Source organism: Halomonas sp. QHL1 (assembly GCF_001882345.1).
In the GTDB taxonomy this organism is placed as follows: Bacteria; Pseudomonadota; Gammaproteobacteria; order Pseudomonadales; family Halomonadaceae; genus Vreelandella.
This window is the reverse complement of sequence record NZ_MINL01000001.1, coordinates 2004138-2019826: the sequence shown is the minus strand read 5'-3', so window position 1 is coordinate 2019826 and position 15689 is coordinate 2004138. Positions and strand designations below refer to the sequence as shown.

The window sequence follows — 15689 nt, the reverse complement described above, 5'->3', positions numbered from 1 at the left end:
CGCTTAGGTTTTTCAACTGTTACCATTAAGCTGTACACGACAAGTTTCGTTGTACAAGCATGCGCTCAATACGTTGTGCTTACCTAAACAGAGCTCATCTAACAGGACGGTTATATGGCTAATCATGGAGGCAAGTCGGTATTCATCGCATCGGTGGTGATTATTTTTGGCTTGGTAGTAGTTGGAGCGTCATTTCCTGAAGGATTTGCCAACGCTGCAGAGGGAGCGCTGACCACTGTTACCGGGCTATTCGGGTGGTTTTATCTATTTTCGGTTTTTGGTTTTGTGATTTTTCTATTTGGTCTTGCGCTGAGCAAGTACGGCAAGGTGCGCTTGGGCCCCCAGGACAGTCGGCCCAACTATACGTTTTTTTCGTGGATCAGCATGCTGCTGGCCGCAGGCTTTGGTGTCGGGCTGGTCTTCTATGGCATGGCGGAACCCATGTTTCACTTCATCGAGCCCCCCTATGGCGACAGAACCGCCGAAACCGAAGCGGCTGCCCGCTACGCCATTCAATACAGCTACTTTAACTGGGGTATACACCAGTGGGCGGCCTTTTCAATCGTCGGTTTGATCATTGCCTATTTTCAGTTTCGCAAAGGGCAGGCCGGACTGGTCTCTTCCGTACTGTCGTCGATAACGGCTAAGAATCCTAAAATTCGTCCCTATGCATCCTGGCTGGATGTCTTTGCGGTGGTTGCCACCGTAATGGGCGTCGCTACCTCGCTTGGGTTGGGCGTGCTGCAGATGAACGGCGGTTTAAACGCCGTGTTTGGCTTGCCGGAAAACGGGTTTTGGCAGTTTGTAATTCTCTTCGTAATGTTCTGCGCCTATATGGCATCGACTTGGTCGGGCTTGGACAAGGGCATTAAACGCCTTTCTAACCTTAATATGGTTTTATGTATCGGGTTGATGCTGTATGTGCTGTTCACTGGCCCAACTGTGGCGATATTAGAAACCATCACGGTAGGCATTGGTGACTATCTGCAGAACTTTATCGGCATGAGCCTACGCATTTCCCCCTATAGTGATAATGAGTGGGCGAGCAGTTGGACGATTTTCTACTGGGCTTGGGTGATAGCCTGGTCACCGTTTGTCGGTACCTTTATTGCCCGGGTATCCCGTGGCCGCACCATCAAAGAGTATGTGTTTGGGGTGCTGTTTGTACCGCCGCTGTTAGCCTGTTTGTGGATTGGCGTATTCGGTGGCGCGGCGCTGCATATGGAGTTGAATGGCACCGACGTCGGCCTTGCTGCCGCGACCCAGGATAATATAACGGTCGCGCTGTTTGAGATGTTTGAGCTGATGCCCTATACGGGCGTGCTGTCGGTTGTCGCGATGATGCTGATCTTTATTTTCCTGGTCACGTCGGCTGACTCGGCTTCGTATATCGTGGCGCAAATGACCGATAATGGCTCGATCAATCCGCCCCTCTACAAGCGTGTCATTTGGGGTGTGCTGATCGCCGCTATCTGCCTGACGCTAATTGCCTCGGGTGGTTTAACGGGGCTGCAATCGGCGTCGGTACTTTCCGCACTGCCGTTCACCTTTATCCTGTATATGATGGTGTTTGTATTAGTTCAGGAACTTCGTGCAGATCGCAAAGCCATGCTTACGCAGCTTTATCGTCGCCATGGCGAAACGCCAGTGGGTGCCGATGCCTTTGAAGCCGAGTTGCTAGGTGAAGAAGAGCGCTTGCGCCGTGCTCCGAGTGTGGTCAACCGGCGCATTAATAGTTAGCATCACTCATTAGCACTAATAAAAAGTACCAAGCCTTTGTTACGGGGTAAGGTGATTCGGGAGCAGTAACACATGAAGCGAATATGCTAATGGCGCGGCAAGAGCGCCATGGAGCGACGCGAAGGCAGCCCAAGGGGCCTAAGGGGGTTGCTTTCGATCGCTGGCTTGATCGGGTGGTCACAGTGGCAGTGCTAACGGCGATGGCCATTGGTCTGGCCGCTGTGGCCGCTCACTGGTTACTCTAAAGCACCTGCTCTTTGTATGTTGGCACTTAACGCCTGGCTTTATGCCGGGCGTTTGCGTGTCTCTACCCGGTTTCGGCCCAGCCGTTTGGCGTGGTAAAGGTGCTGGTCGGCGTGCTCAATCAGCGCTTCAGCGCTAACTAAAAAGCTGGGCGACATGCTGGCAACACCCATGCTAACGGTGAGGTCTGAGTGGGTGCTTGAAAAAGCGTGAGGAATGGCCAAAGACAGCACGGCTTCGCGCAAGCAGTTGGCAATATTGACTGCGTCGTCATGATCTTGGCCCGGCAGTACACACACAAACTCTTCGCCACCGTAGCGGGCGAGTAAATCCCTGGCGGGGTCAATGCACTGATTGAGCGTTTTAGCTACGGCACGTAGCGTATCGTCACCCATGGCATGACCATAGTGATCGTTAAACTCTTTGAAGTTATCGATATCGATAAAAATCACCGATAGCGGCTGCTGCGTTTGTTGCGCCAAGTGCCAGTGGTGCTGATAAAATTCATCAAAGTGGCGACGGTTAGCCACGCCCGTTAAGCCATCTATATTGGAGAGATGATGGAGCTGGTCACGCTGCTCCAAGCCTTGCTGGAACGCATTTAATAGGTGATCCAGACTATCCACCAGATGGCCCAGCTCATCATGCTGGTGGCCGCGCAGCGCTGGCTTGGGCCACTGACCGGGGCGATTTGGGTCTGTCTGGGTAATGGCAGCATGGACTTTAAGCAGCGGGCGGGTAATAAACAGATGAAAAAAAGCCACCACCAAAATGCTTAAAATAAACGCCTCTAAAATACTCACCCCTACCACCGTATAAATACGCGCCAGAAACTGCTGGGTTAAATATCCCTCCGCCAGCGTCAGTTCAATTTCGCCGACGATTGCTTCCGGTATATCGCTGCCTATGTAATAGGCGAGGGCGGTTTGGTGGTGCAGTATATCGCCAAACAAATACTGGCTGAGCCAAGTCGAGTCAGCCCGTTCTGGGCTATCAAATTCAGCCAGTGAACGGCCAAAATCGTCACGAATAGATACCCACGCAACCTCATTATCACTAAATAGCCCATAGGCTATTTGATGGGCGAGGTCGGGATTAAGCTGGAAAGCGGCTTCTGCTGCTGCGCCATTAACAACCGCCAGCTGTTGAGTAATGCGTTGCTCGGTTTCCTGGCGCATGTTGGTGGCATGGCTGAGAAGCTCCATACTGCCTGCTACACCACTAATCAGCATGGCGAGCAGCAATGTGAGCAGCGCTTGCTTAGTGGTCAGGCTGCCTTTTTTAGGTGCTTTGCCTGGGGCCGAGAGAGGAAACCGGGGACGGGGGCTCTTCACTGGTTGCCCTCCTGCATTTCCTGATGCAGGGCATCTAATTGCGTTTGCAATCGCGCCAGCAGTGCTTCAGAAACGCTGGGGTGGCAGGCGAGATAAAGCGGTGCACGGTAAAAGGTAAACAAATGCGCTAACGCGATGTCCTGTTCTTGTGCCATAAATTCACCGGTTGCTTTGCCTGTCACAATTACATCAAGCAGGCCCGCCTCTAAACGGGCGATATTTTCTCGCTCCGTGGGAGCAAGTAGAACATTAATGCCGCGAGAGGCAACGTAATCGCCTACGGCATCTTCCCGAAAACTACCCACTCGCCAAGCGTCAAGCCCTGAAAGTGAGTCAATGCTGAGCCGGCGCTCGGCTAAGCTAAACGCTGCCCACTCATTGACGACCAGCGGTCCCACCCAGTGAAATAGCGCTTCACGCTCACCGGTGCGGGTAGTGGAGTAGACGCAGTGGTTCTCTCTTAAGCGTGCTTCGGTGTAAGCCCGCGCCCAAGGCAGTAGCCGAAAATAAGCCTCAATGTCCGCTTGGCGAAGCGCATCACGTAGCAGAAGCGTCGCACTACCGATTATTTGCCCTTGGTCGTCCGAGTAGCTGAACGGTGGGTACTCTTCGGTATTGATCGTCAGCGGCATCGCATTAAGTGACAGACTGCAGCTACCGATAGTGGTGATCAGAGCGACGCCCATGCGGTACCGCCATCGGCGAGTTAAGTCGCTAGTCATCGTCAACTACCTCTCGACTCGGCCCGCTTGCACCCTTTCTAATGCCTGCTGCATCAACGTTACCAGGCGTTGGTCCGTGTCTTTGTTGATGGCAAAGTATAGCGAAGATTCGCTAAGGGTGTGTATCGGGATTAAATTATCTTTTGGGTAGCCTTCGGATTCCGCTATCCAGCCTGCCACGTCCTGGCTGTAAGCCCATAGATCCACTCGCCCACGGGTGAGCATATTGAGCGCGCTGCGGTTATCCATGGCGGGTACGAGTAGGGACTCTGGGTAGCCGGCCTCCAACAGCGCTTGGGCGCCAATATCTTCCCGAATGACCGCCACGGTCAGGCCGCGGTCAATCGCCTGTGGCAAAGAGTCAATCACGATCGGTGCGTCACGGTGGGCAAGCAGCGCTACCCGGTCTTGAGCAATCGGCCCCACCCAATGAAAATTAGCCTCCCTTGCCGATGTGCGAGTGGTGGAAAATAGCACCGTATTAGGTTGGCTTAGTGCCAGCTCATAGCCGCGCACCCAAGGGTAGGAGCGGATGTCATTACGGCTTAGCGGTGTTTTTGTCTCCGCAAAAATAGCCTCCAACAAATCAATTGATACCCCGGTTAATCGCTGATTCTCGATATAGTTGTAGGGAGGGTACTCTTCGGTAATAAAGGTGAGTGGTGCTAAACCGCTGGCTTCATCCGCCTGCACGCTTGCGATGACTGCCAGCCACAGGCATAGCACGGCCACCAAACTGTTTAACAGTTGTTGGTATAATTGCCGTGGAGAGGGCTGGACTAATCCCATCGTAGTCAATCCGTATTACCTATCAATCAATCAAACTTAGAGCAACGCTGGTCGGCTGTCACCTCTAATCTGCCAACGCAAGCCGTGGCGCCTTGGCGGTTCCATCTGCTAGCCTTACGGCTCCCCCTGTGAGAGAAAACTAATGCTGCCTGCTAACACTGCTAAGGCGACGGATGGCTACGCATCGCGACGAGAAATTTTCGGCTGGGCGATGTTTGATTTTGCCAACCAGGCCTACACGCTTTTGATTATTACCGTGGTATTTGGCGAGCTTTTTACCACCGTCATTGTGGGGGATCGCGGCGATAACTTCCGGCTGGCCAACTTTCTATGGAGCTTGGCCCTGGCGATTAGTTATTTAATGGTGGTGATTACGGCGCCGCTGTGCGGTGCCGTGATGGATTACTGGGCGGAGAAAAAACGCTTTTTGCTGATTAGCTATCTCGCCACCGTGGTCACTACGGGCATGCTCTACTTCGTTGAACCGGGCTACGTCGTTATCGGTTTGTTATTGATCGTGCTGTCTAACTACGCGTACTCCATGGGGGAGTCATTTATCGCCTCCTTTTTACCCGAGCTTGGGCCGCCGCAATCCCTGGGCAAAATTTCCGGCTTTGGGTGGGCGTTAGGCTACATTGGCGGGCTGTTTGCGGCAGGCTTCACCCTAGTGGTGCTAGGCGAGGCCAGCGAGGACAACTTTGAACGCATACGCTGGGTGGGACCCTTTGCAGCGGGCTTTTTTCTGATTACCGCTATTCCTACGTTTTTATGGCTAAAAGAGCGCGGCACCCCCCAGCCCCGCGGCGTCTCTTATCGGCATATTGCTCTCAACCGCGTCACAACTACTTTTCACGAGTTGCGTTATTTTAAAGACCTGACGGTGTTTTTGATTTCATTGCTGTTCTCGATGGCCGGTGTCTACATCATTATCGCCTTCGCCTTTATTTATGGCGCTCAAGTGATTGGCTGGGATGAAAGCGTACGCAATATCATGTTTATTATTGTCCAAATTACTGCGGCGGCGGGGGCTCTGGGGTTCGGCTGGATACAGGATCAGCTAGGTGCTAAGCGGACGTACCAAATGACGCTGGCGCTATGGGTGTTGGCGATTATTGCTATCTGGGCAACGCCGGAGGTGACGCAGTGGGTAAACGGACGATTTGACCTGCAGTGGCAGGCTCAGTACGTATTTTTGGTGGTCGGCTGCCTTGCGGGACTTAGCCTAGGATCGAGTCAATCAGCCAGCCGGGCTCTGGTCGGGCTGTTTTCACCCTTGGCGAAATCAGCCGAGTTCTTCGGCTTCTGGGGGCTGGCTAATAAGTTAGCGGGGGTGTTAGGCATCGTCATGCTGGGGGTGCTGCAAACGCTGATTGGCTTGCAAGCGTCTATTCTATTATGTGTTGCCCTGTTCGTTATCGCGATGCTGATTTGCGCCAGGGTCAACGAACGCCGCGGCCGGGAGGCTGCGCTCGCCTGGGAAGCCAATAGTCAAAGCAACAATAACAACGCTAACGAGGCACCCTTACCTCTGTGAGGTGGAGTATGGCAACGCATCTGGCAGGTCAAACAGCCCAGCGTGGCGGCATTGTTATGATGCTGCTGTTTTGGATACTGTTAATGGCGGTGGGCACTTGGTGGATTCACGGTGGCCTGGAAGAGATGATGCGCCCCAACGCGAATATTGTGCATACGCTACCTGCAGGTGAGCCGGTTACCTTAAAGCGTAACCGTGCCGGGCACTTTGAGGCGCCTGGGCGTATCAATGGTACGCCAGTGACCTTTTTGCTCGACACTGGCGCCACTTATGTGGCGATACCGGCTGATTTAGCCAACGAGATTGGTTTGGAGCCTGGGCGCAGCGCTTGGTTCAATACCGCCAATGGCCGAGTCGAAGGTACCTTAACCGAACTCGATGAGGTTTCGCTGGGCGGACTTAAAGTGCAGAATGTACAGGGGTCAATCAGCCCCGGCATGGAGCGCGACACTGTGCTACTCGGCATGAGCTTTCTAAATTTATTGTCGATTGAAATACAGTCGGGTGAAATGGTGTTGAGCCTTCCCGAGCAGTGAGTTCAGCTTGTGAATGTGCCATTGATAGGATTGTCTAAATTAATATGAGTGCCAACACGCTAAGGAGTTGCTATGGGCATTGAAGTAGGTGGTTTATTAGGGCTAATTTGGCTTATCATCGTGATTTGGGCCATTGTTAAAGTGGCCAAAAGCGGAGCAGGTGGTTTTGCTAAGCTGATATGGATACTGGTGTTGCTGTTTTTCCCGCTAGTCGGCTTAATCGCCTGGTTCCTGTTTGGGCCAAAAGGCTAGTCGCTGAAAAGCAAAGCTATTGAAAAGCACGCCTCGTGCAATTGCGCCAAAACGTGTAGTAGAAGAAAGTAGTTGTAAAAAAGTAGTTGAGAAAAAAAGGCAGACCACTGATGGTCTGCCTTTTTGATATGCTTTAGCAATAGTTGCTCAATAATACATTACTCAATGGCGTCGTTTCCTTCCCCGGGTGGCGCCTTATAATGCCCCGGGATTTTTAACTTCTCCCCATTGGGCAGGTCGCGCACTTGGGTTGGAACGTAAACACGTTTAATAACACTTTTCGTTTTGCTACTTCCCATGGCAGTCTCCTCCTGTCAAATTGTCGACAGTTAGCGTTTACACATTAGACCTCGCTTGAGGAAGAATCAAGTATCCGGCCAGACGCACCAGCCGATAAGTGCAATTGTAACGACAGAGGCGGGTGTTTTGATGGTTTTGAGTTATCCTGAGTGCCAATAATGGGGCGCCTGCGTTGATATCGGGTGAGCGGGTGAAAAAATAAACAGCCTAAGCGGAGTGTATAAAGAGGATGGTAGATCATTTGGAACAGCAATTTCAGGCGCTTGAGTCGCAAGAGTCTGTGATGCCTGACTATCCCGATCAAGACCATGTCTTGATCATCGAAGATGACCAGCGTCTGGCCGAGCTTACCCGTGATTACTTGGAAGCGAACGGCTTCCAAGTAACGCTGGAAGCCGACGGTGCTAAAGGTGTCGACCGCATTTTAACCCTGCAGCCTGATCTGGTGATTTTAGACTTAATGCTGCCAGGAGAGGACGGCCTAGCGATCTGTCGCCGCGTTAGACCCAATTTTGCCGGCCCGATTATGATGCTGACCGCGCGCACCGACGATCTCGATCAGGTCTTGGGACTCGAAATGGGCGCCGACGACTATGTGCCGAAGCCGGTACAGCCGCGGGTGCTGCTGGCACGCATGCGCGCACTACTGCGTCGCGCCGACGGGCCTGCCCCTGACGGCGAGATGCGGCTGCGTTTCGAAAACCTGGAGATCGATAACGCGACTCGTGAAGCCTGGCTCTCGGGTGAGCGTATTGACTTAACCAGCGCCGAGTTCGACCTACTTTGGCTACTGGGTCGTAACGCAGGCCGTGTGCTCACCCGTGAAGAGATATTCAGCGACTTACGGGGCATTAAGTACGACGGCCAAGACCGCTCGATTGATGTACGCGTGTCGCGCATTCGTCCCAAAATTGGCGATGATCCTAATCAGCCTCACCGGATCAAAACCGTGCGCAGCAAAGGCTATCTCTTCGTCAAGGACAGTTGATCATTCAGAGGGACGGCATCATGCGGCGGGTGCTCAGTAACGGCTCGTTTTTACGCTTCTATGTGTTGCTGGGGATCGCGCTATTAGTGGTGTTTATCATCGCGTTAGCAGGGCGCTCTTTTATCGAACAGGTGCGTCGCGAAGACTATCGCGAGCAGCTCGCTGCGCTACCCATGTCGCTGATGACGCGACAGCTAGACGCCACACCGGTAGTACAGCGAAATGCCGTGCTTGAGCGTTTTTCAGAGCAGCTCGATTTGCAACTGACCCTGCGGCCCATCAGCGAGGCTGAGTTGGGCTATTTTGAGCGCTCTCGCCTGGAGCAGGGCAAAATACTGGTCGCCGAAAGCCCTTGGCTATTGCAACAGCGCCTACCTAGCGACACTTGGCTGTTACAAGCGCGCCTTGATGACTGGAGCGAGCACCAGTGGCATGGCAGCATTAAGCTGCTCGGTGACTGGCTTGATGCAGTGCCCGAGGAAGAGCGTGACGGCCGTATCGACCAACTGCGCCCAGGGAGTTGGCCGTTGCAGTTTTTGTCTGCGTTGCCTGCGGGGCTAACGGATCAGCAGCAGGCCCAGCTGGCCAGCGGTGACGTCATTACTCTGCTAGTCTCCGATCAGCTGTCAATTACACTGCTCTATCAGTTGCCAGGCGAGTCACAATGGCTGCAAGCGGGGCCTATTTCCCGCGGCGACACCCTTCCGCCAAATTTACATCTACCTCTCCTGGTCGGGCTGATGATTGTTCTCAGCCTGATTATCTATTTGATTATGCGCAGCATTGAAGCCCGCATGGCACGGCTGGAGCTGGCCGCCACGCGGATTGCCAGCGGCCGCCTGGAAACCCGGGTGAAGGTGGAGAGCGGTGACTTTTTAGGCCGCTTGGGCATGGCGTTTAACGGTATGGCCAATCAGGTGCAGAGCCTGCTGCGTGGCCAGCAAGAGATGATTCGGGCAGTTTCCCACGAACTACGTACCCCCGTAGCGCGCATTCGCTTTGCCGTGCAGATGGTCGAGGATATGACCGACCAGCCCGCTATTCGCCGCCAGCTTCAGGGCATCGACGCGGACATTGCCGAGCTCGATGAATTAGTCGATGAAATTCTCACCTATGCACGGCTAGGTGGGGAAACGGTGAACGGCGCTGAGCTTGAAACGGCGCTGGTAGAGTGTCGAGCCATGGCGGAGCGGGTAATTGATACGCTGTCGCCGCTGCATAAGGGCTTAGCGCTGTCGCTTGCGCCTGGGCCGGAAATCGAGCTGTTAGCGGAGCCGCGCTATCTTCAGCGTGCGGTGCAGAATTTAGTCGGCAATGCCTGCCGCCATGCCAAGTCCCAGGTGGTGATTCACCTCTGGGATGAGCCTAATCTGGTGCGTATTGACGTTGAAGACGACGGTCCCGGCATTCCACCGGAAGCGCGGGCGGATATTTTCAAGCCGTTTGCCCGGCTGGACGACAGCCGCGCTCGAAGCTCTGGCGGCTACGGGTTAGGGCTTTCGATTGTGCAGAAAATCATGGCCGGGCACGGTGGCAGCGTGACTATCGATACTAGCCCCACTTTGGGTGGCGCACGCTTTACATTGCTGGTTCCGCGTCGCGATCCGCCGGCTTAACCCCCGAAAGCACTGCAAAGGAAGTCTCCCGCGCAGTGCGTAAAAAATCCTGCATCCACGGCGCTTCGCGGGTCTCTTCGCGAATCGCTGCATACAGCGTGCTCCATACCCCATGCTCGCCTAGCTTCACCGCGCTCACGTAATCGCGCTCTAAATACTCGGTGAGTGCCCAGTTGGGCAGCGCACAGACGCCACGCCCGCTGGCCACCAGCTGCATCATCATAATCGTCAATTCGGCGGTGCGAATCTCCCGAGGACGCACATTTGCCGGTTGCAGAAACTGGGTGAAAATATCCAACCGCGACTGCTCAACAGGGTAGGTAATCAACGTTTCCTCGGCCAACGCCTGAGGATCTATATACCCCCGGCCGGCAAAAGGGTGCTGGCGGGCGACGGCCAATAGCCCTTCATAGCGAAACAGCGGCGCGTAGTGAATGCCCTCAAGGGGTTGGGGATCGGCGGTGATCACCAGATCCAGCTGCTCACGGGCAAGCGCCGGAAGTGGGTCGAAGTGGTGGCCGCTGGGAATATCGATTTCTACCGCTGGCCAGTGGTCGCGAAAATAATCCACCGTCGGCATCAGCCACTGAAAGCAGCTGTGGCACTCGATGGCCATATGCAAACGGCCCTGCTCGGTGCCTGCCAGACGCGCCAAATCCCGCTCCGCTTTGCGTACTTCAGGTAGTACCTGATCGGCCAGGGCGAGCAGCCGCAAGCCTGCGCGGGTAAATTCCACCGGGCGGGTTTTGCGCACAAAAAGCGCGCTTTCCACGCGGCTCTCAAGATCCTTGAGCTGGTGCGAAAGCGCCGATTGGGTCAAATGCACGCGATCGGCAGCATCGACGAGAGAGCCGGTTTCGCGCAGAGCCAGCAGCGTGCGTAGATGTCGTAGCTCAATCATGTAGTGGCTCAGTCATTGTGAGTATTTTTCATCTTTAATATTAGAAACTTTAGTTTGATTCACTAAGGTGCGGTGCCCAGACTGTGTGAATTCATTCACGTTGGTAGGGTTCATCATGACAGTTTCTCATATTCTCGGCTATCCCCGCATTGGTGCGCAGCGAGAGCTAAAAAAAGCCACTGAGGCGTACTGGAAAGGCGAGTGTTCGCGTAGCGAGCTGGAAAGCACTGGCCGTGAGCTGCGTTTGCGCCACTGGCAGGCGCAGCAGGATGCGGGTTTGGATTTCGTTAGCGTGGGCGATTTCGCGTTTTATGATCAAGTGCTGAATGTTTCGGTGGCGCTGGGAGCGGTGCCTTCACGTTTTAACGCCCAAGCAGAGGTTGCTGGTGGCGATATCGATCTCGACACTACCTTTCGTATGGCCCGGGGTAGAGCGCCCAGCGGGGAGCCCGCCGCGGCCTGTGAAATGACCAAGTACTTCGATACCAACTATCACTATCTCGTCCCCGAACTGCACGAAGGGCAAACGTTTACCCTGGCCTCCAACCGCCTGTTTGACGAAGTGGATGAAGCGTTACGCGCAGGTTTTACCCCGAAAGTAACGCTGACGGGGCCACTAACCTGGCTATGGCTGGGCAAAACCAAGGGCGGTGATTTTGATCGCCTGACGCTGCTCGACAGCGTACTCAACGTGTATGGCGAAATATTAGCGCGGCTCACCACCCAAGGCATCGAGTGGGTTCAGTTGGATGAGCCAGCGCTGGTACAGGATCTGCCGCTGGCATGGCAGCAGGCCTATGAGCGGGCTTATCACCGACTTCAGTCTGCGCCGCTAAAACTATTGCTAGCCACTTACTTCGGCGGCTTGGGCGACAACCTCTCACTGGCGACCCGTCTACCCGTGGCGGGTTTACACATCGACGCCGTGCGCGCACCGCAGCAAGTCGAGAGTGTAATTGATCGCCTTGGCCCCCATCAGGTGCTATCAGTCGGTTTTGTCGATGGCCGCAATATCTGGCGGGCCGATTTGGCCGCCTTGCGGGAACGCCTGCTGCCATTAAAAGTGCGTCTGGGCCAGCGGCTTTGGTTGGCGCCAAGCTGCTCGCTGCTGCATGTGCCGGTGGATTTGGAGCAGGAGACGGAGCTGGGTGATGAGCTAATCAGTTGGCTTGCCTTTGCGCGACAGAAGCTTGACGAGGTGGTCACTTTGGCGCGCTTGGTCGATAACCGCGCCACGCGCGCCGACGAGCAGCGTCTGGATCAGGCCACCCGGGCGCTGGATGCCCGGCGTGAATCAACGCGTATTCACCAAGCTGTGGTCAGTGAGCGTTTGGCGGCGGTTAGCCCTGCTGATAGCCAGCGCCAGGCGCCTTACACCGTGCGTGCCGAGGCTCAACGCCGGGCGCTCAAGCTACCGTTATTCCCCACTACAACGATTGGCTCTTTCCCTCAAACCAATGAGATTCGTTCCGCCCGTGGTGCTTTTAAGGCCGGTGAGCTGGCGTTGGCCGACTACGAAGCCCGCATGCAGGCCGAGATCGCCTATGCAGTTGAACGTCAGCATGCGCTGGATATCGATGTGCCCGTTCACGGCGAAGCCGAACGTAACGACATGGTGGAGTACTTTGGCGAGCAGCTTGAGGGCTTTGCCTTTACCCGGTTTGGCTGGGTGCAGAGCTATGGTTCACGCTGCGTAAAACCGCCGGTGATCTTCGGTGACGTATCGCGCCCTGCCCCGATGACGGTGCGTTGGAGCGAATACGCCCAAACCCTGACCGACAAACCCATGAAGGGTATGCTGACCGGCCCGGTGACGATTCTCCAGTGGTCGTTTGTGCGCGATGACCAGCCGCGGGAAACCACCTGCCGCCAGATTGCCCTGGCGCTGCGCGATGAGGTGCTGGATCTAGAAAAAGCCGGGATCAACATTATTCAAATCGATGAGCCAGCGTTGCGCGAAGGGTTACCGCTGCGCCAGCATGAGTGGCAGTCGTACCTTGATTGGGCGGTAGAGAGTTTTCAGCTTAGCGCCGCAGGCGTTGGCAATGCCACTCAGATTCATACCCATATGTGCTACTCGGAGTTCAACGACATCATTGGCGCGATTGCTGCACTTGATGCCGATGTGATCACCATTGAAACATCGCGCTCGGATATGCACCTGTTGGACGCCTTCCAGGACTTCGCTTATCCCAACGAAATCGGCCCAGGGGTTTACGATATCCACACCCCGAATATTCCCGAGGTGAGCTGGATGGTCGATTTGATGGAGAAAGCCCTGGAAAAAATCCCCGCCGAACGGCTGTGGGTAAACCCGGACTGCGGCCTAAAAACCCGTGGTTGGGCGGAAGTGGAGCCAGCGCTAGCCAATATGGTGGAAGCCGCTAAGGTGTTACGCCAACGCTACTCGTAAACGGTTACAGAACATAATCAAACCCGCTGCATTAAGCAGCGGGTTTTTGATATGAGAGCTAATGCTTCGAAGTCTAGCTTTTCGAAGCGTAGGCGTAGAGCAGCGTTTCTTGGGCACTGATCGCGTCGGCTTCACCTGGGTCTTGTAGTTGATAGCTGCCGTCGGTTTGGAGCAGCCAGCTCTGGCAGTTATCCACCAGGTAGGTCTCGAGGTCTTTACGCACCCGGGTGGCGAGCTTCTTATCCAGCAGTGGGAAGCAGGTCTCCACACGGTGGAACATATTGCGCGACATAAAGTCCGCGCTAGAGCACCAAGTTTCTGACTTGCCGTCATTGTGGAAGTGGAATACCCGGGTATGCTCCAGCAAACGTCCAATAATCGAGCGCACGCGAATATTGTCGGAAACCCCCGGTACCCCGGGCTTCAAACAGCACATACCGCGAATAATCAAATCGCACTCAACCCCCGCTTGAGAGGCCCGGTAGAGCGCCTTGATAAGCTTGGGCTCAGTTAACGAGTTGCACTTAATGATGATATGCCCGCGCTTGCCCTTGCGCGCTATCTGCGCCTCGCGCTCAATCATTGCCACCAGCCGCTCGTGTAAGGTGAACGGCGCGTGCAACAGCGTGTCGATTTTGCGCGCCCGGCCCATTCCCGATAGCTGCTGAAAAACTTTATGCACATCGGCACACAGCGCTTTGTTGGCAGTCAGCAGGCTGTAGTCGGTGTAAAGCTTGGCGGTTTTAGAGTGATAGTTACCGGTGCCCAGGTGCGCGTAGTAGCACAGCTCGCCTTTTTCACGGCGCACAATGTGCAGCATTTTGGCGTGAGTTTTGTACGCCATAATACCGTAGACAACGATCGCCCCGGCTTCTTGCAGGCGTGAAGCTAGCTGTAGGTTGTCGGCTTCATCAAAGCGCGCGCGCAGCTCAATGACCACAGTGACTTCTTTTCCCTGGCTGGCCGCTTCAACCAGCGCACTGACAATGGCCGAGTCTGCGCCCGTTCGATAAAGGGTCTGCTTCACCGCCAGTACATTTGGATCCCGGGCGGCCTCGCGCAGCAGGTCTTCAATCGGCGTAAACGACTGGAAGGGGTGATGGAGCAGAATGTCGTTCTTGGCGATGGCGTCAAACAGACTACCCGATTTGAGCGCTTTGGGAATGCTGGGAGTGAACGGACGATAGAGCAATTCAGGACGATCCACATCACCCAGCACCGACATCATTCGGGTCAGGTTGACTGGCCCTTTGACGCGATACAAGTCGTCGCTCTCAAGCTCAAACTGGCGCAGTAAAAAGCTGGTCAAGTCATCGGGGCAGCTGTCGGCGACTTCCAGGCGCACCCCGCTGCCGTAGCGGCGTGCCAGCAGCTCACCGCGCAGCGCAGAGGCGAGATCCGAAACTTCCTCTGGGTCAACGCTCATATCCGCATTGCGGGTCAGCCGGAATTGGTAGCAGCCGCGCACGCTCATGCCGGGAAATAGCTCCTCGGCGTGGGCATGAATCATCGACGAGAGGAAAACATACTCCGAGAAACCCTCTTCGCACAGCTCCTTGGGCAGCGCCATCAGGCGCGGCAGCGAGCGTGGTGCGGGAAGAATCGCCATGCCCCCAGCGCGACCAAAGGCATCTTTGCCTTCCAGCTCAACAATAAAGTTGAGGCTTTTATTCACCAGCCGCGGGAAAGGGTGCGAGGGGTCGAGGCCGATCGGGCTGATGACCGGCATGATTTCGTTATCAAAAAATGCCTTAACCCAGGCTTTCTGCTTACCCGTCCACTGATCGCGGCGACGAAAACGCAGCCCATGGGTTTCCAGCGCAGGTAACAAAGTGTCATTGAGTATCTGATACTGGCGGTCAATTTGCGCGTGGGCAAGCTGCGATATCTCGGCCAGCACCGCTTTGGGCAGGCGGCCATCGGCGGCGGTGGTGTCGTCGCCCAGGGCAATTTGATGCTTTAAGCCCGCCACGCGAATCTCGAAAAACTCGTCCATGTTGGAGGAGAAAATCAGCAGGAACATTAACCGGTTGAGCAGCGGGTGGGCGTCGTCTAACGCCTGCTCCAACACGCGAATATTGAACTGTAGATGCGACAGTTCGCGGTTGAAGTAGAGCTGGGTATCGTCGAGGTCGGTTTCAGGTAGCGCTTCACGCGCTTGAACGCCGGTAGGGGTGCGGTTGATCCGTAGCGGCATATCGCCGTCGCTGCTGGTGTGATCAGTAGACGATAATGGTAAGGAATCTGAAGCTTGCTCGTCCATGGTGGATCTCCCCGCGTTGATAGCTCGAAGGTATCATAGCCTGATACTTGTTTATCAG

Annotated in this window: 13 protein-coding genes; 8 read left to right on the top strand and 5 right to left on the bottom strand. The window is 55.0% G+C overall.

Going from position 1 to position 15689, the window contains the following annotated elements:
• The first annotated feature begins 114 nt into the window (after window positions 1-114).
• Entirely contained in the window at window positions 115-1740 is a 1626-nt protein-coding gene (locus tag QHL1GM_RS09235) for a BCCT family transporter (protein WP_071694214.1), read from the top strand.
• A gap of 89 nt (window positions 1741-1829) precedes the next feature.
• Complete coding sequence (locus tag QHL1GM_RS19330) at window positions 1830-1985, top strand: hypothetical protein (protein ID WP_175540368.1); 156 nt, start codon at window positions 1830-1832, stop codon at window positions 1983-1985.
• Window positions 1986-2024: 39 nt separating this feature from the next.
• Here the strand turns inward: QHL1GM_RS19330 and QHL1GM_RS09230 are convergent, their stop codons facing one another.
• Genes QHL1GM_RS09230 through QHL1GM_RS09220 form a run of 3 tightly spaced genes read right to left on the bottom strand, consistent with a single transcriptional unit; the run spans window position 2025 to window position 4828 of the window.
• Window positions 2025-3317 carry a sensor domain-containing diguanylate cyclase gene (locus QHL1GM_RS09230; RefSeq protein WP_071694213.1) on the bottom strand — a complete coding sequence of 431 codons (1293 nt, stop codon included), beginning with the start codon at window positions 3315-3317 and terminating at the stop codon, window positions 2025-2027.
• Window positions 3314-4003, bottom strand: coding sequence for an ABC transporter substrate-binding protein (locus QHL1GM_RS09225; protein ID WP_071694212.1), 690 nt, complete (start codon window positions 4001-4003; stop codon window positions 3314-3316). Before QHL1GM_RS09225 ends, QHL1GM_RS09230 begins: the two co-directional genes overlap by 4 nt.
• 42 nt (window positions 4004-4045) lie before the next feature.
• Window positions 4046-4828: an ABC transporter substrate-binding protein gene (locus tag QHL1GM_RS09220; protein ID WP_254795279.1), complete on the bottom strand. Its 783-nt coding sequence runs from the start codon at window positions 4826-4828 to the stop codon at window positions 4046-4048.
• 142 nt (window positions 4829-4970) lie between these two features.
• Here QHL1GM_RS09220 and QHL1GM_RS09215 point away from each other — a divergent pair, with 142 nt between their 5' ends.
• From QHL1GM_RS09215 to QHL1GM_RS09195, 5 genes are all read left to right on the top strand, one after another.
• The gene (locus QHL1GM_RS09215) at window positions 4971-6362 is read left to right on the top strand and encodes an MFS transporter (RefSeq protein WP_071694211.1); all 1392 of its coding nucleotides are present in this window, start codon (window positions 4971-4973) and stop codon (window positions 6360-6362) included.
• Between the two features lie 8 nt (window positions 6363-6370).
• Window positions 6371-6898 (top strand): TIGR02281 family clan AA aspartic protease, encoded by a 528-nt coding sequence (locus QHL1GM_RS09210; RefSeq protein ID WP_071694210.1) that lies wholly within the window; start codon window positions 6371-6373, stop codon window positions 6896-6898.
• Between the two features lie 72 nt (window positions 6899-6970).
• Window positions 6971-7150: a PLDc N-terminal domain-containing protein gene (locus tag QHL1GM_RS09205; protein WP_071694209.1), complete on the top strand. Its 180-nt coding sequence runs from the start codon at window positions 6971-6973 to the stop codon at window positions 7148-7150.
• Between the two features lie 529 nt (window positions 7151-7679).
• Complete coding sequence (locus QHL1GM_RS09200) at window positions 7680-8438, top strand: winged helix-turn-helix domain-containing protein (protein ID WP_007113866.1); 759 nt, start codon at window positions 7680-7682, stop codon at window positions 8436-8438.
• A 20-nt stretch (window positions 8439-8458) separates the two neighbouring features.
• Entirely contained in the window at window positions 8459-10054 is a 1596-nt protein-coding gene (locus QHL1GM_RS09195; RefSeq protein WP_071694208.1) for an ATP-binding protein, read from the top strand.
• Here the strand turns inward: QHL1GM_RS09195 and QHL1GM_RS09190 are convergent.
• On the bottom strand, window positions 10017-10955 hold the full coding sequence (locus QHL1GM_RS09190; RefSeq protein ID WP_071694207.1) for a LysR family transcriptional regulator: 939 nt from the start codon (window positions 10953-10955) through the stop codon (window positions 10017-10019). The genes QHL1GM_RS09195 and QHL1GM_RS09190 overlap by 38 nt on opposite strands.
• Before the next feature lie 115 nt (window positions 10956-11070).
• Here QHL1GM_RS09190 and metE point away from each other — a divergent pair, with 115 nt between their 5' ends.
• The gene (metE, locus tag QHL1GM_RS09185; protein ID WP_071694206.1) at window positions 11071-13368 is read left to right on the top strand and encodes a 5-methyltetrahydropteroyltriglutamate--homocysteine S-methyltransferase; all 2298 of its coding nucleotides are present in this window, start codon (window positions 11071-11073) and stop codon (window positions 13366-13368) included.
• A 73-nt stretch (window positions 13369-13441) separates the two neighbouring features.
• Here the strand turns inward: metE and ppk1 are convergent, their stop codons facing one another.
• Window positions 13442-15631: a polyphosphate kinase 1 gene (ppk1, locus tag QHL1GM_RS09180; protein ID WP_071694205.1), complete on the bottom strand. Its 2190-nt coding sequence runs from the start codon at window positions 15629-15631 to the stop codon at window positions 13442-13444.
• Window positions 15632-15689 lie beyond the last annotated feature (58 nt).

What these genes read in the sequence shown, in the direction of transcription:
- QHL1GM_RS09235 (WP_071694214.1), top strand. Translation starts at nt 115, where the DNA reads ATGGCTAATCATGGAGGCAAGTCGGTATTCATCGCATCGGTGGTGATT.
- QHL1GM_RS19330 (WP_175540368.1), top strand. Translation starts at nt 1,830, where the DNA reads ATGGCGCGGCAAGAGCGCCATGGAGCGACGCGAAGGCAGCCCAAGGGG.
- QHL1GM_RS09225 (WP_071694212.1), bottom strand. Translation starts at nt 4,003, where the DNA reads ATGGGCGTCGCTCTGATCACCACTATCGGTAGCTGCAGTCTGTCACTT.
- QHL1GM_RS09220 (WP_254795279.1), bottom strand. Translation starts at nt 4,828, where the DNA reads ATGGGATTAGTCCAGCCCTCTCCACGGCAATTATACCAACAACTGTTA.
- QHL1GM_RS09215 (WP_071694211.1), top strand. Translation starts at nt 4,971, where the DNA reads ATGCTGCCTGCTAACACTGCTAAGGCGACGGATGGCTACGCATCGCGA.
- QHL1GM_RS09210 (WP_071694210.1), top strand. Translation starts at nt 6,371, where the DNA reads ATGGCAACGCATCTGGCAGGTCAAACAGCCCAGCGTGGCGGCATTGTT.
- QHL1GM_RS09205 (WP_071694209.1), top strand. Translation starts at nt 6,971, where the DNA reads ATGGGCATTGAAGTAGGTGGTTTATTAGGGCTAATTTGGCTTATCATC.
- QHL1GM_RS09200 (WP_007113866.1), top strand. Translation starts at nt 7,680, where the DNA reads ATGGTAGATCATTTGGAACAGCAATTTCAGGCGCTTGAGTCGCAAGAG.
- QHL1GM_RS09195 (WP_071694208.1), top strand. Translation starts at nt 8,459, where the DNA reads ATGCGGCGGGTGCTCAGTAACGGCTCGTTTTTACGCTTCTATGTGTTG.
- QHL1GM_RS09190 (WP_071694207.1), bottom strand. Translation starts at nt 10,955, where the DNA reads ATGATTGAGCTACGACATCTACGCACGCTGCTGGCTCTGCGCGAAACC.
- metE (WP_071694206.1), top strand. Translation starts at nt 11,071, where the DNA reads ATGACAGTTTCTCATATTCTCGGCTATCCCCGCATTGGTGCGCAGCGA.
- ppk1 (WP_071694205.1), bottom strand. Translation starts at nt 15,631, where the DNA reads ATGGACGAGCAAGCTTCAGATTCCTTACCATTATCGTCTACTGATCAC.